Origin of the sequence: Enterobacter asburiae, from assembly GCF_008080435.1 — a bacterium.
GTDB lineage: Bacteria > Pseudomonadota > Gammaproteobacteria > Enterobacterales > Enterobacteriaceae > Enterobacter > Enterobacter asburiae_C.
This window is the reverse complement of record NZ_VRKN01000007.1, coordinates 197,944-210,069: the sequence shown is the minus strand read 5'-3', so window position 1 is coordinate 210,069 and position 12,126 is coordinate 197,944. Positions and strand designations below refer to the sequence as shown.

Sequence of the window (12,126 nt, the reverse complement as noted above, 5' to 3'; positions counted from 1 at the left end):
CCCGCTTGCGATACCCTGATGTGATAACTGCGCATCAGGGTATCCCCATGAAACAAATCACCTTCGCCTCCCGCCATCATCAGCTCACTAACATCAATACCTGGACGCCGGACAGCCAGTGGCTGGTCTACGACGTGCGCCCGTCCGGTGCCTCGTTCACCGGTGAAACCATCGAGCGGGTCAATGTTGGCACGGGTGAGGTAGAGGTGGTTTATCGCGCCACTGACGGCGCACATGTCGGCGTGGTGACCGTTCATCCTGCACAAGAGAAATATGTCTTTATCCACGGGCCGAAAAACCCGGATGCAGACTGGCACTATGATTTTCATCATCGTCAGGGAGTGATTGCGCAAAACGGTCAGGTGAGCAACCTGGACGCGATGGATATCACCGCGCCTTACACCGCAGGCGCGCTGCGCGGTGGTAGCCATGTCCATGTCTTCAGCCCGAACGGGCAGCTCGTCAGCTTTACCTATAACGACCATGTCCTGCACGAGCGCGATCCTAAACTTGATTTACGCAACGTCGGCGTGGCTGCGCCTTACGGCCCGGTGAACCCGCAGGGGAACCATCCCCGAGAATATCCGGGAACCTTCTGGAGCGTGCTGGTTAGCCTCACGACGCCCAACCCACAGCCGGGCAGCGATGAAATCAACCGCGCTTACGAAGAGGGCTGGGTGGGCAACGACAGACTGGCGTTTATCGGCGACACCCTCTCTGCGCAGGGCGAAAAAGTACCAGAATTGTTTATCGTCGACCTGCCTGAAGACGAGCAGGGCTGGAAGCGTGCGGGCGATGCGCCGCTACAGGGCACGACAGAGACCCTGCCAGCCCCGCCTGCAGGGGTGAAGCAGCGTCGTTTGACCTTTACGCATCAGAGGGCGTATCCGGGCCTGGTGAACGTGCCGCGTCACTGGGTTCGCAGCAATCCGCAGGGGACGCAGATCGCGTTTCTGATGCGGGATGATAACGGCATTGTGCAGCTGTGGCTGATCTCTCCTGAGGGCGCCGAGCCGCGCCAGTTGACGCGTACCGGGAGCGATATTCAGTCTGCATTTAACTGGCATCCTTCCGGCGACCGTCTGGGGTTTGTGCTCGAAAATCGGATCGCCTGCTGCGACGCGCAGACCGGAGAGGTGACGTTTTTGACGTCCGATCACGGTAACCCGCCGTCTGCTGATGCGGTCGTGTTTTCCCCGGACGGTTGCGTTATTGCGTGGATGGAAGAGACAGGCGGTTTCCGTCAGCTTTGGGCAACGGAAACCGCGCAGCACTAACGTGGAGGCATCTCTGCGGGCGGGATGACGGCGTTTGTCGCCAGATTCTCCTGCTCGCTTTTTTCTACCCGTGAGCGCACGGAGTTGTCTTTACGAAACATATCCCACGGTAGCAGAAGCGTATCTGCCACGGCCGTAAACGGCATATCCAGGATAACCAGGGATTTGGTGCCCCAGTTTGTATCGTCATCGGAGATCATCGCCGCGCTGGCGCGCGTCCCCGGATATGTTCCTTCTTTACCGCCGGTGTGAGACATCACGCTCGAACACCCGCAAAGTAAAACTACCCCGCTGAACGTCGTCAGCTTTATCAGAACATTTTTCATCATCACTCAGTCATCGTTAATGGCACTGCATAGACCTGCAACTCAGGGTTATAGCGAGCCTTATCCAAAATGGATAGCCCGATAACCCCGCACTGTGGCAGCCATCGCAATTTAACCCTTTGTGCTGTTGTCCCAGTCTAAGCGAGATGCAGGAAAGTGCAAAAAAAAGTGCAGTTGTCGTGCTTGAAAAGCCCGATTGCAGACCCATTTTAAGAATGTGACCCGATAACGAACTCGCCTGATGGGTGTTCGGGGGCGCAAAGGCCTGTCCATGGTGGAAGGCTACAATTTCTCGCTGATTTCAGGAGTTTTATTTATGCGTAACTTCGATCTTTCTCCGCTATACCGTTCTGCAATTGGTTTTGACCGCCTGTTTAACCATTTAGAAAATAACCAAAGCCAGAGCAACGGCTACCCTCCATACAATGTTGAGCTGGTTGACGAAAACCACTACCGCATCGCCATTGCCGTCGCCGGTTTTGCAGAAAACGAACTGGAGATCACCGCGCAGGACAACCTGCTGGTGGTGAAAGGTTCCCATACGGCCGAGCAGAAAGAACGTACCTACCTTTATCAGGGCATCGCCGAGCGCAACTTTGAACGCAAGTTCCAGTTAGCCGAGAACATTCACGTCAAAGGCGCTAACCTGGTCAACGGCCTGCTGTTTATCGAACTGGAACGTGTGATTCCGGAAGAGAAAAAACCGCGTCGTATCGAAATTAACTAATTACGCGGGTCGCGTGAGCGGCCCACCCGGACTTGCTTGCCGTAACGGGAGCATATGCGAATCCATCAGGATTTGCAGGAACAACTGCGCACAAAATTAAACTGTGCCGAACTCGCTTCTCAGAAGGAGATTTAGTATGCGTAACTATGATTTATCCCCCCTGCTGCGTCAGTGGATTGGTTTTGACAAACTGGCTAATGCCCTGCAAAGCACCACCGAGCAACAGACGTTTCCGCCGTACAACATCGAAAAAAGCGACGATAACCACTATCGTATTACCCTTGCGCTGGCCGGTTTCCGCCAGGACGATCTGGACATCCAGCTTGAAGGCACTCGTCTGACCGTGAAGGGGTCGCCGGAAAAACAAGAGACCGAGACTAAATGGCTGCATCAGGGGCTGGTTAATCAGCCGTTTAGCCTGAGTTTTACCCTGGCAGACCATATGGAAGTATCCGGCGCAACGTTTACCAACGGGCTGCTGCATATCGACCTGCTCCGCAACGTGCCGGAGGCCATCGCGCCGCAGCGTATCGCCATTAGCGACCGGCCGGCGTTAAACAGTTAATAGTGTGCGGGCTGATGCCCTCACCCCGGCCCTCTCCCACAGGGAGAGGGTGAAAAGATAAAGCCCTGCCACGGCAGGGCTTTTTTGTGCGCCATCGCCCATACAACCGTATCCTGCTCTGAGAGAATCCTTAGCATAACTAAGGTTATGCCAAGGAAGTGGATCATGAGTGATATCGCGTTAACCGTCAGCGTGTTGGCCCTGGTCGCTGTTGTTGGACTGTGGATAGGGAATATTAAAATCCGCGGCGTCGGGTTTGGGATTGGCGGGGTGCTGTTTGGCGGCATTTTTGTCGGGCACTTCGCCGACCAGCTTGGGCTGGCGCTCAGCGCCGAAATGCTCCACTTCATTCAGGAATTCGGCCTGATTCTGTTCGTCTACACTATCGGGATTCAGGTGGGGCCGGGCTTTTTTGCTTCCCTGCGCGTCTCCGGGCTCCGGCTCAATCTGTTTGCCCTCGGTATTGTGGTGATGGGGGGGCTGGTCACCGCGATCCTGCACAAAATCTTCGATATCCCGCTGCCCGTGGTGCTCGGGATTTTCTCCGGGGCGGTCACCAACACGCCTGCGCTGGGTGCGGGCCAGCAAATCCTGCGCGATTTGGGCATTGAACCCGGCATTGTCGACCAGATGGGGATGAGCTACGCCATGGCCTATCCGTTTGGGATTTGCGGCATTCTGCTCTCCATGTGGCTGGTACGCGTCCTGTTTCGCATTAACGTCGACAAAGAGGCGAAGGACCACGAAACCACGCTCACCAACGGTCATATGCCGATCAAAACCATCAACATTCGGGTCGATAACCCCAACCTGAACAATATGGCGATTCAGGACGTGCCGATCCTGAACAGCGCCAATATCATCTGCTCCCGCCTTAAGCGTGACGATATGCTGATGGTGCCCGCGCCAGGTACCGTCATTCAGCAGGGCGATCTGCTGCATCTGGTCGGCCAGCCCGGAGATTTAAACAACGCGCGGCTGGTGATTGGTCAGGAAGTGGATACCTCGCTCTCAACCCGCGGCACCGATATGCGCGTGGAGCGCGTTGTGGTGACTAACGAGCACGTCCTTGGTAAGAAAATACGCGATCTGCAGGTAAAAGAGCGCTATGACGTGGTGATCTCACGCCTCAACCGTGCGGGCGTCGAACTGGTCGCCAGCCCGGAGGCCAGCCTGCAGTTCGGGGATATCCTCAACCTGGTCGGGCGCCCGTCGTCCATCGACGCCGTGGCGGATATGGTGGGTAACGCCCAGCAAAAACTGCAGCAGGTGCAGATGCTGCCGGTATTTATCGGCATCGGGCTTGGCGTGCTGCTGGGCTCCATTCCGGTTTACGTACCGGGCTTCCCGGTAGCGCTCAAGCTGGGCCTGGCGGGCGGGCCGCTGATTATGGCGCTGATCCTCGGGCGTATCGGCTGTATCGGTAAGCTCTACTGGTTTATGCCGCCGAGCGCCAACCTGGCGCTGCGCGAGCTGGGCATCGTGCTGTTCCTGGCGGTGGTCGGCCTGAAATCCGGCGGAGATTTTGTCGATACCCTGGTCAAGGGCGAAGGGATGAGCTGGGTTGGCTACGGCATCTTTATCACGGCTATTCCGCTGCTGACGGTGGGAATACTGGCGCGGATGTTCGCCAAAATGAACTACCTGACGCTGTGCGGCATGCTGGCGGGCTCCATGACCGATCCGCCTGCGCTGGCTTTTGCCAACAACCTGCACGCCACCAGCGGTGCGGCGGCGCTGTCGTATGCCACGGTTTATCCGCTGGTGATGTTCCTGCGCATCATCACCCCGCAGCTACTCGCGGTGCTGTTCTGGGGGATGGGTTAGCAAATCATCCGGGTGGATGCGCCGCAGATGGTAGTCCACCTGGTAATCACTGGTATTTCGGAACATCACGGAATAATTAAGGAACTCGCCGCTGTCGCTGTAGGAAAGAGACGTAATTCTCAGCAGCGGCGTCTGTTCCGGCAGGTTCATATAACTGGCAAGCTGTTTATCTGCCAGCACCGGCGTCAGGCTCTCGTAGTTACCGCTGATGGTGATCCCACACTCCTTCTCGATGTAATCAAACTTAGACCCTTCAAGATGCGCCAGTGAAAGATTGCGGAACAGCTTCACAGGCATAAAGCTGTCCTCCAGCATCAGCGGCTTCCCGTCCACGTAACGTACCCGCCGGGAAAAGTAGATCCGCTCATCCACCTGAATCCGCAGCTGGCTGGCGATAGCGGGCGGCGCGGGCATCACTTCGAACTGCAGCACCTTGCTCTGCACCTCTTTCCCCTGCTGGCGCAGCACCTCCACCAGCCCGGTCAGGTTGGTCGTTTCGTGGTGAACGTCTTTGCGTGAGACAAACGTGCCGCTGCCGTGCCGCCGCTCAACCAGCCCCCAGCTCACCAGCAGATCCAGCGCCTTGCGGATGGTCATTCGCGCCACGCCAAACTCCTGCGCCAGCGCTTTTTCGCCCGGCAGCGGGCTGCCGATGTTGTAGTCCGATGAATTCAGCCGCAGCCGCAACCTGTCGGCAATAGATTTGTAGATCACCAGTAGACCTCTCTGCCCTTATCAGGGCGTGGATTGCGTCCTGACATGTCCATGTTTACTGCGAAAAGTAGACCTGAATGGTCAAAATAAAACCATGAATGCGATCACGAATCGCAGCGGCACGCCATGTTCGCGCATCAGTAAGTTCTTATGCTCACCTCAGGCCAGCAAAAAACCATAAAGGCCTCTACCCCTACAGGTTGTTTCATGAGGATTTAAAAATGCTCAGTCAAATACAACGTTTTGGCGGTGCCATGTTTACCCCGGTGTTGCTGTTCCCCTTTGCCGGGATCGTGGTGGGAATCGCCATCATGCTTCGCAACCCGCTGTTTGTCGGCGAAGCCTTAACTGCCCCTGATAATCTTTTCGCGCAAATTGTTCACATCATTGAAGAGGGCGGCTGGGCGGTGTTCCGCAATATGCCGCTGATTTTTGCCGTGGGTTTACCGATTGGCCTGGCGAAGCAGGCGCAGGGCCGCGCCTGTCTGGCGGTGCTGATTAGCTTCCTGACCTGGAACTACTTCATCAATGCGATGGGGATGACATGGGGCCATTTCTTTGGCGTTGATTTCTCCGCCGAACCGACGGCCGGAAGCGGGCTGGCGATGATTGCCGGGATCAAAACCCTCGATACCAGCATCATCGGTGCCATTGTGATTTCAGGCATCGTCACCGCCATCCACAACCGCTACTTCGACAAGCCGCTGCCGGTCTTTCTGGGGATTTTCCAGGGCAGCTCGTTTGTCGTTATCCTCGCGTTCTTCGTCATGATCCCCTGCGCCTGGCTGACGCTGCTGGGCTGGCCGAAAGTGCAGATGGGCATCGAGTCCCTGCAGGCGTTCCTGCGCTCTGCCGGTGCGCTGGGCGTGTGGGTGTATACCTTCCTGGAACGCATTCTGATCCCAACCGGATTGCACCACTTCGTCTACGGTCCGTTCATCTTCGGCCCGGCGGCGGTGGAAGGCGGTATTCAGGTCTACTGGGCGCAGCATCTGCAGGAGTTCAGCCAGAGCACCCTGCCGCTGAAAACCCTCTTCCCGGAAGGCGGTTTCGCGCTGCACGGTAACTCGAAAGTGTTTGGCTCGGTCGGGATTGCGCTGGCTATCTGGTACACCGCGTCGGCAGAAAACCGCGTCAAGGTGGCGGGGCTGCTGATCCCGGCCACGCTTACCGCCGTGCTGGTGGGTATTACTGAACCACTCGAATTCACCTTCCTGTTTATCTCACCGCTGCTGTTTGCCGTGCACGCTGTGCTGGCGGCCACGATGGCGACCGTGATGTACACCTTCGGCGTGGTCGGGAACATGGGCGGCGGCCTGCTGGACCAGTTCCTGCCGCAAAACTGGATCCCGATGTTCCATAACCACGCCCCGACGGTATTCACCCAGATCGGCATTGGTCTCTGCTTTACCGGGATCTACTTCGTTGTCTTCAAGACGCTGATTGAACGTCTGAACCTGAAAACGCCAGGCCGGGAAGAGAGCGAAATCAAACTGTACAGCAAGGCCGACTATAAGGCCGCACGCGGGCACACCACTGCTCCGGCAGCGGCCAGCCAGCAGGTCGGACAGGCCGCCGGATTTCTGCAGGCGCTCGGCGGTGCGGCCAACATCGAAAGCATCAACAACTGCGCCACCCGCCTGCGTATCGCGCTGGTCGATATGGCGAAAACGCAAAGCGATGACGTCTTCAAAACCCTCGGCGCCCACGGCGTGGTGCGACGCGGCAACGGCATTCAGGTGATCGTCGGCCTGCACGTTCCTCAGGTGCGCGACCAGCTGGAGTCGCTGATGAAAACCCCTTTAACGAATGAACAAACCACCCTGACAGAGGCTATATCATGAAAAAATTCTCAGTTGTCATTGCAGGCGGCGGCAGCACCTTTACGCCTGGTATCGTCCTGATGCTGTTAGCCAACCGCGACCGTTTCCCGCTGCGCGCGCTGAAGTTCTATGACAACGACGGCGCACGTCAGGAGACCATCGCCGAAGCGTGCAAAATCATCCTCAGGGAGCAGGCGCCGGAGATTGAGTTCAGCTACACCACCGATCCTAAAGCGGCGTTTACCGATGTAGATTTCGTGATGGCGCATATCCGCGTGGGCAAATACCCGATGCGTGAAAAAGACGAAAAAATCCCGCTGCGCCACGGCGTACTGGGCCAGGAAACCTGCGGACCGGGCGGCATCTCCTACGGGATGCGCTCTATCGGCGGCGTGCTGGAGCTGGTGGATTATATGGAGCAGTACTCCCCGAACGCGTGGATGCTGAACTACTCCAACCCGGCGGCGATTGTCGCGGAAGCCACGCGTCGCCTGCGGCCGAACGCCAAAATCCTCAACATCTGCGATATGCCGATCGGCATTGAAGGGCGCATGGCCCAAATTCTCGGCCTGAAGGACCGCAAAGAGATGCGCGTGCGCTACTACGGCCTGAACCACTTCGGCTGGTGGACGTCGATTGAAGATCTCAACGGCAACGATCTGATGCCGAAACTGCGCGAGTACGTGGCGAAAAACGGCTATGTTCCGCCTTCTGATGATGCACATACCGAAGCGAGCTGGAACGATACCTTTGCCAAAGCAAAAGACGTGCAGGCGCTGGATCCGGAAACCATGCCGAACACCTATCTGAAGTATTACCTGTTCCCGGACTACGTGGTCGCGCACTCGAACCCGGAACGTACCCGCGCCAATGAGGTGATGGATCACCGTGAGAAGCACGTATTCAGTTCCTGCCGGGCGATTATCGAGGCGGGAAAATCCTCTGCCGGTGAGCTGGAAATTGACGAACATGCGTCGTACATCGTCGATCTGGCGACGGCAATTGCCTTTAACACCCAGGAGCGGATGCTGCTGATTGTGCCCAACAACGGGGCCATCCATAACTTCGATGCCGACGCGATGGTGGAGATCCCGTGCCTGGTCGGCCATAACGGACCGGAGCCGCTCACCGTCGGCGATATTCCGCACTTCCAGAAAGGGTTGATGAGCCAGCAGGTGGCGGTGGAAAAACTGGTGGTGGATGCCTGGGAACAGCGCTCATACCAGAAACTCTGGCAGGCGATCACCCTGTCGAAAACCGTGCCGAGCGCGTCAGTCGCGAAAGCGATTCTGGATGACCTGATCGAGGCTAACAAAGCGTACTGGCCAGAGCTGCATTAATCGTCGTGACCGGCATCACCCGATGCCGGTCTCCTTGTCCTTGTCGATTTACGCTATGCTGAAGCCTGCCCGTGCCACGACAAGGAACCCCCATGAAAATTTCCCGCCTCGGCGAAGCGCCGGACTACCGCTTCTCTCTGGCTAATGAACGTACTTTTTTAGCGTGGATCCGCACCGCGCTGGGCTTTCTTGCCGCAGGGGTGGGTCTTGATCAGCTCGCGCCTGATTTCGCCACGCCGCTGATCCGCGAAGTGCTGGCGCTGCTGCTGTGCCTGTTTGCGGGCGTGCTGGCGATTTACGGCTATCTGCGCTGGTTGCGTAACGAAAAGGCGATGCGTTTGAAGCAGGATTTGCCCTATACGCGCGGGCTGCTGGTTATCAGTACGATTTTGCTGACGGTGGCAGGGGTGGTGATGGTGCTGGTGTTCTATGGCGGATAGCCGCAAAGCGCGACGTGAAGCCGACCCCGGCCTGCAGCCGGAGCGGACGTCACTCGCCTGGCTGCGCACGCTGCTGGGGTATGGCGCGCTGATTGCCCTGGCGATTAAGCACAACTGGCACCGCACAGGAGTGCCATTCTGGATCTCAGTGGTTGTGCTGGCGCTGGTGGCTATCATTTTATGGCGCTATACCCGCAACCGTAACCTGATGGACGTGGCTCAGAACGATTTTGTACAGCCGAAAGCGGTGCGGGATAAGTTCCTGATCGCGCTCGCTGTGCTGTCGCTGTCTTTACTCTTTGCAGTTACCCACATTCAGCAAATTGTGGGCCTGTAAGCCCGGTGGCGGCTACGCCTTACCGGGCCTACAACTGCCGCGAACCGTAGGCCGGGTAAGGTGCAGCCGCCACCCGGCATAATTACTTCCCTTTAGCCAAATACTTCGCCATCTCGTCTTCCGGCACCATGCCGCCGCCGGTAGCCCAGACCAGATGGGTGGCGTTAGCGTCAGCCTGCACGCGCACCGGCCCGGCCATGCCCGCCAGCGCCGACGGTTCCAGACGGATCCCTTCCTCCTGCGCCAGCCAGCCGAGCATGTCGTACATGCTCCGATCGGAAAGCGTAAAGAACCCGTCGAGCAGACGTTCCATCGCGCGGCCCACGAAGCCGGACGCGCGCCCTACCGCCAGACCGTCCGCCGCCGTCACGTTATCAATGCCCAGTTCCTGCACCGCAATCGCGTCATGCAGGCCGGTATAAACGCCCAGCAGCATGCACGGGGAGTGCGTTGGCTCCGCGAAGAAACAGTGGACGTTATCGCCAAAGGCCAGCTTCAGACCAAACGCCACGCCGCCGGGGCCACCGCCGACGCCGCAGGGCAGATAGACATACAGCGGATGTTCTGCATCCACCACGCGACCCTGTTCGGCAAACTGCGCCTTCAGGCGCTCGCCCGCCACCGCATAACCAAGGAACAAGGTGCGGGAATTTTCATCGTCAATGAAGAAACAGTTCGGATCGCTTTCCGCCGCTTTTCGTCCCTGCTCCACTGCCACGCCGTAATCCTGCTCATATTCCACGACGATGACGCCGTGGCTGCGCAGTTTGGCTTTCTTCCACTCGCGGGCGTCGGCGGACATATGTACCGTCACCTTAAAGCCGATGCGTGCGCTCATAATGCCGATGGACATCCCGAGGTTGCCGGTTGAGCCCACCGCAATGCTGTACTGGCTGAAGAAGTCCTTAAAGCGCGGCTCCAGCAGGATGCTGTAGTCGTCTTCAACGCTCAGCAACCCGGCTTCCAGAGCCAGTTTTTCCGCGTGGGTCAGCACCTCATAGATACCGCCGCGCGCTTTAATCGAGCCGGAAATCGGCAGATGACTGTCTTTTTTCAGCAGCAGGGCGCCAGCAATGTCTGTCGCGAATTCCTTCTCCAGCCGTTTTTGCATCGCCGGAATGGCGACCAGCTCGGATTCGATAATCCCGCCCGTTGCCGCCGTTTCCGGGAAGGCTTTCGCCAGATACGGCGCGAAGCGGTTGAGGCGCGCGTGCGCGTCGTCCACGTCGGCTTTGGTCAGCCCGACATAGGGCAACCCTTCTGCAAGCGTCGTGGTGCGCGGGTTAAGCCAGGTGGTTTCTTTCAGGGCAATCAGATCCTCAACCAGAGGAAACTGTGCGGTTAAAGTAGTGATAGTTGCGTTTTCCATAATACGTCTCTTCGCGCTCAGATAATGAAAGAAAGCAGGAATGTGCCGCCAAGTGCAAGCACCGAGGCGATAAACGTCGCCGTCGTATAGTATTTGAAGGTCTCATTCAGGGTCGCACCGCAGTATTGCTTCACCAGCCAGAAGAGAGAATCGGTCACGATCGTGCAGCCAATAGCGCCAGAACCGATGGCAATGGTAATGATCTCCGGGCTCACGTTTGGATAGAGCGGCAGCATCGGCGCGACTATCGCCGTGGCGCCCATCATCGCCACCGTAGCCGAACCCACGGCGGCATGCAGCACCAGCGCCACCAGCCAGGCGAGCAGGATAGGGTGCATGTGCAGATTCGAGAGAATATGCGCCAGTGAGTCCGCCAGTCCGCTGGTTTTCAGAATGGCGTTAAACGCGCCGCCCGCGCCGATAATCAGCAAAATGTTGGCGATAGAGCCGAAGCCGTGCTCGGTGTGCGTCAGCATCGTACCCATGCCCATATGCTGGCGGATCCCCAGCAGGTAGTAGGCGACAAACACGGCGATAAACATGGCGGTGATCGGGTTGCCGATAAACTCCAGCAGCGTATACAGCGTGCCTTCTTTTGCCATATTCAGCTCGGCGATGGTTTTCACCAGCATCAGGGCAATCGGCAGCAGCACCGTGAAGAGCGTGGCGCCCAGCGACGGCAGGGTGTGCTCTTCACGCACTTTCAGGTCTGAAAATTCTGCAGGAACCGGTTTAAACGGCAGACGATTGCCGAGCAGTTTCAGGAACAGCGGGCCGCCGACCAGAGAGGCCATCAGGCCTACCATCAAACCATAGACAATGACCGTTCCGACGTCCGCGCCTAATTTATTGGTCACAAACAGCGCGGCCGGATGCGGAGGCACCACGCAGTGCACCGCCATCAGCGCGGTACACAGCGGAATGGCCAGCTTGAGCAGCGACGTGTGGGTCTTTTTGGCGATGGAAAACGCTAGCGGGATCAGCAGTACCACGCCCACTTCCACGAACAGCGTGATACCGCAGATAAGGCCCACCAGCACCATAATCACGTCCGCCGACAGCCAGCGGCAGCGCTGCAGTGCGATCCCGATGCGCTCGGCCGCACCGGAGACTTCCATCATTTTGCCGAGAATAGTGCCCAGACCAATCACCGCCGCCAGGAAGCCCAGCGTACCGCCAATTCCGCTCTCAATGGCGTTCACCATATCCAGCGGGCTCATCCCCATCATCGCGCCGACGAAAAAACTCGCCAGCAGCAGCGCGAGGAACGGGTGAAACTTCAGTTTTACGATGGTTAAAACAATCAACACAATGCTGACCAGCAGCGTTGCCACAACCCAGACCTGAGATCCCATATCTCACCTCATCCTTATGTCATCTG

General features: G+C 57.7%; 12 protein-coding genes and 1 other annotated feature. Of the genes, 8 read left to right on the top strand and 4 right to left on the bottom strand.

From position 1 onward, the window contains the following. Positions 1–47: 47 nt before the first annotated feature. On the top strand, positions 48–1,277 hold the full coding sequence (locus FU672_RS15445; protein ID WP_148243887.1) for a YidR family protein: 1,230 nt from the start codon (positions 48–50) through the stop codon (positions 1,275–1,277). Here FU672_RS15445 and FU672_RS15440 read toward each other — a convergent pair. After that, on the bottom strand, positions 1,274–1,606 hold the full coding sequence (locus FU672_RS15440; RefSeq protein ID WP_024907391.1) for a YceK/YidQ family lipoprotein: 333 nt from the start codon (positions 1,604–1,606) through the stop codon (positions 1,274–1,276). The genes FU672_RS15445 and FU672_RS15440 overlap by 4 nt on opposite strands. Before the next feature lie 248 nt (positions 1,607–1,854). Next, positions 1,855–1,926, top strand: a sequence feature (ROSE (Repression Of Heat Shock gene Expression) occurs in the 5'-region of heat shock genes and acts as an RNA thermometer to modulate expression.). Here FU672_RS15440 and ibpA point away from each other — a divergent pair. The 3 genes from ibpA to FU672_RS15425 all read left to right on the top strand — a co-directional run bounded on the left by ibpA (position 1,920) and on the right by FU672_RS15425 (position 4,722). After that, the gene (ibpA, locus tag FU672_RS15435; RefSeq protein ID WP_008500162.1) at positions 1,920–2,330 is read left to right on the top strand and encodes a small heat shock chaperone IbpA; all 411 of its coding nucleotides are present in this window, start codon (positions 1,920–1,922) and stop codon (positions 2,328–2,330) included. Its footprint overlaps the feature before it by 7 nt. A gap of 136 nt (positions 2,331–2,466) precedes the next feature. Further along, positions 2,467–2,895: a small heat shock chaperone IbpB gene (gene ibpB / locus FU672_RS15430; protein WP_148243886.1), complete on the top strand. Its 429-nt coding sequence runs from the start codon at positions 2,467–2,469 to the stop codon at positions 2,893–2,895. 165 nt (positions 2,896–3,060) lie between these two features. Then, positions 3,061–4,722 (top strand): putative transporter, encoded by a 1,662-nt coding sequence (locus FU672_RS15425; protein WP_148243885.1) that lies wholly within the window; start codon positions 3,061–3,063, stop codon positions 4,720–4,722. Here FU672_RS15425 and FU672_RS15420 read toward each other — a convergent pair. Beyond that, positions 4,690–5,436, bottom strand: a complete 747-nt coding sequence (locus FU672_RS15420; RefSeq protein ID WP_148243884.1) for a GntR family transcriptional regulator — start codon at positions 5,434–5,436, stop codon at positions 4,690–4,692. The genes FU672_RS15425 and FU672_RS15420 overlap by 33 nt on opposite strands. Before the next feature lie 221 nt (positions 5,437–5,657). Here FU672_RS15420 and FU672_RS15415 point away from each other — a divergent pair, with 221 nt between their 5' ends. From FU672_RS15415 to FU672_RS15400, 4 genes are all read left to right on the top strand, one after another. After that, positions 5,658–7,280: an alpha-glucoside-specific PTS transporter subunit IIBC gene (locus FU672_RS15415; RefSeq protein ID WP_148243883.1), complete on the top strand. Its 1,623-nt coding sequence runs from the start codon at positions 5,658–5,660 to the stop codon at positions 7,278–7,280. Beyond that, on the top strand, positions 7,277–8,599 hold the full coding sequence (locus FU672_RS15410) for a 6-phospho-alpha-glucosidase (protein WP_148243882.1): 1,323 nt from the start codon (positions 7,277–7,279) through the stop codon (positions 8,597–8,599). The genes FU672_RS15415 and FU672_RS15410 overlap by 4 nt, the downstream gene beginning before the upstream one ends. A 92-nt stretch (positions 8,600–8,691) precedes the next feature. Further along, positions 8,692–9,039 carry a YidH family protein gene (locus FU672_RS15405; RefSeq protein WP_148243881.1) on the top strand — a complete coding sequence of 116 codons (348 nt, stop codon included), beginning with the start codon at positions 8,692–8,694 and terminating at the stop codon, positions 9,037–9,039. After that, positions 9,029–9,376 (top strand): DUF202 domain-containing protein, encoded by a 348-nt coding sequence (locus tag FU672_RS15400; protein ID WP_148243880.1) that lies wholly within the window; start codon positions 9,029–9,031, stop codon positions 9,374–9,376. Before FU672_RS15405 ends, FU672_RS15400 begins: the two co-directional genes overlap by 11 nt. An 82-nt stretch (positions 9,377–9,458) precedes the next feature. Here the strand turns inward: FU672_RS15400 and dsdA are convergent, their stop codons facing one another. Then, entirely contained in the window at positions 9,459–10,745 is a 1,287-nt protein-coding gene (gene dsdA, locus FU672_RS15395) for a D-serine ammonia-lyase (protein WP_148243879.1), read from the bottom strand. 17 nt (positions 10,746–10,762) lie between these two features. Next, complete coding sequence (gene dsdX, locus FU672_RS15390; RefSeq protein ID WP_032662040.1) at positions 10,763–12,100, bottom strand: D-serine transporter DsdX; 1,338 nt, start codon at positions 12,098–12,100, stop codon at positions 10,763–10,765. Between the last annotated feature and the right edge of the window lie 26 nt (positions 12,101–12,126).